Origin of the sequence: Streptomyces sp. NPDC051183 (assembly GCF_040682455.1) — a bacterium.
Taxonomy (GTDB): Bacteria; Actinomycetota; Actinomycetes; order Streptomycetales; family Streptomycetaceae; genus Streptomyces.
This window is the reverse complement of the sequence record NZ_JBFBBA010000101.1, coordinates 2,600-5,144: the sequence shown is the minus strand read 5'-3', so window position 1 is coordinate 5,144 and position 2,545 is coordinate 2,600. Positions and strand designations below refer to the sequence as shown.

Below are 2,545 nucleotides of genomic sequence, written 5' to 3'. Positions count from 1 at the left end.
GCAGGCAATTACACAGCGAGGACGCAGTGGACGGTCGGTCTTATTCCGACATGACTGTCCCGCTCTAAGTGCGTGTGCACCCGATTACGGGTAAACATTCATGGAGAGTTTGATCCTGGCTCAGGACGAACGCTGGCGGCGTGCTTAACACATGCAAGTCGAACGATGAAGCCCTTCGGGGTGGATTAGTGGCGAACGGGTGAGTAACACGTGGGCAATCTGCCCTTCACTCTGGGACAAGCCCTGGAAACGGGGTCTAATACCGGATACCACTCCTGCCTGCATGGGCGGGGGTTGAAAGCTCCGGCGGTGAAGGATGAGCCCGCGGCCTATCAGCTTGTTGGTGGGGTAACGGCCCACCAAGGCGACGACGGGTAGCCGGCCTGAGAGGGCGACCGGCCACACTGGGACTGAGACACGGCCCAGACTCCTACGGGAGGCAGCAGTGGGGAATATTGCACAATGGGCGAAAGCCTGATGCAGCGACGCCGCGTGAGGGATGACGGCCTTCGGGTTGTAAACCTCTTTCAGCAGGGAAGAAGCGAAAGTGACGGTACCTGCAGAAGAAGCGCCGGCTAACTACGTGCCAGCAGCCGCGGTAATACGTAGGGCGCAAGCGTTGTCCGGAATTATTGGGCGTAAAGAGCTCGTAGGCGGCTTGTCACGTCGGATGTGAAAGCCCGAGGCTTAACCTCGGGTCTGCATTCGATACGGGCTAGCTAGAGTGTGGTAGGGGAGATCGGAATTCCTGGTGTAGCGGTGAAATGCGCAGATATCAGGAGGAACACCGGTGGCGAAGGCGGATCTCTGGGCCATTACTGACGCTGAGGAGCGAAAGCGTGGGGAGCGAACAGGATTAGATACCCTGGTAGTCCACGCCGTAAACGTTGGGAACTAGGTGTTGGCGACATTCCACGTCGTCGGTGCCGCAGCTAACGCATTAAGTTCCCCGCCTGGGGAGTACGGCCGCAAGGCTAAAACTCAAAGGAATTGACGGGGGCCCGCACAAGCGGCGGAGCATGTGGCTTAATTCGACGCAACGCGAAGAACCTTACCAAGGCTTGACATATACCGGAAAGCATTAGAGATAGTGCCCCCCTTGTGGTCGGTATACAGGTGGTGCATGGCTGTCGTCAGCTCGTGTCGTGAGATGTTGGGTTAAGTCCCGCAACGAGCGCAACCCTTGTCCTGTGTTGCCAGCATGCCCTTCGGGGTGATGGGGACTCACAGGAGACCGCCGGGGTCAACTCGGAGGAAGGTGGGGACGACGTCAAGTCATCATGCCCCTTATGTCTTGGGCTGCACACGTGCTACAATGGCCGGTACAATGAGCTGCGATACCGTGAGGTGGAGCGAATCTCAAAAAGCCGGTCTCAGTTCGGATTGGGGTCTGCAACTCGACCCCATGAAGTCGGAGTCGCTAGTAATCGCAGATCAGCATTGCTGCGGTGAATACGTTCCCGGGCCTTGTACACACCGCCCGTCACGTCACGAAAGTCGGTAACACCCGAAGCCGGTGGCCCAACCCGTAAGGGAGGGAGCTGTCGAAGGTGGGACTGGCGATTGGGACGAAGTCGTAACAAGGTAGCCGTACCGGAAGGTGCGGCTGGATCACCTCCTTTCTAAGGAGCACAGTACCGATTGCAGGCAAATGTTCTGCACGGTCAGCTCATGGGTGGAACGTTGATTAGTTGGCACGGTCTTTCGGATGGATCACGAGTACTGCTTCGGCGTGGAAAGTGAGTCACTGATGAAGGGTCGTGCTTGGCACGTTGTTGGGTGTCTGAGGGTACGGCCGTGAGGTCTTATCTTCTGCGATGCCGGCCCCAGTGAACTTCACTTCTAGTAGGTGAGGGTGATGGGTGGCTGGTCGTTGCTTGAGAACTACACAGTGGACGCGAGCATCTGTGGCCAAGTTTTTAAGGGCGCACGGTGGATGCCTTGGCACCAGGAACCGATGAAGGACGTGAGAGGCCGCGATAGGCCCCGGGGAGCTGCCAACTGAGCTTTGATCCGGGGGTGTCCGAATGGGGAAACCCGGCAGTCGTCATGGGCTGTCACCCACTGCTGAACACATAGGCAGTGTGGAGGGAACGAGGGGAAGTGAAACATCTCAGTACCCTCAGGAAGAGAAAACAACCGTGATTCCGGGAGTAGTGGCGAGCGAAACCGGATGAGGCCAAACCGTATGCGTGTGATACCCGGCAGGGGTTGCGCATGCGGGGTTGTGGGAATTCTTTTGATCGGTCTGCCGGCCGGTCGGCGAGTCAGAAACCGTTGATGTAGTCGAAGGACATGCGAAAGGTCCGGCGTAGAGGGTAAGACCCCCGTAGACGAAACATCAGCGGCTTGCTTAAGAATCTCCCAAGTAGCACGGGGCCCGAGAAATCCCGTGTGAATCTGGCGGGACCACCCGCTAAGCCTAAATATTCCCTGGTGACCGATAGCGGATAGTACCGTGAGGGAATGGTGAAAAGTACCGCGGGAGCGGAGTGAAATAGTACCTGAAACCGTGTGCCTACAAGCCGTGGGAGCGTCGCTCGTA

At 57.6% G+C, this 2,545-nt stretch carries 2 rRNA genes (1 of these 2 only partly in view); both read left to right on the top strand.

What is annotated here, in order from left to right:
- Positions 1-97: 97 nt before the first annotated feature.
- Positions 98-1,622 (top strand): 16S ribosomal RNA (locus tag AB0M99_RS37425).
- A 287-nt stretch (positions 1,623-1,909) separates the two neighbouring features.
- A 23S ribosomal RNA gene (locus tag AB0M99_RS37420) occupies positions 1,910-2,545 on the top strand; it runs 2,567 nt beyond the window's last position.
- Together the 16S and 23S rRNA genes form the textbook arrangement of a ribosomal RNA operon.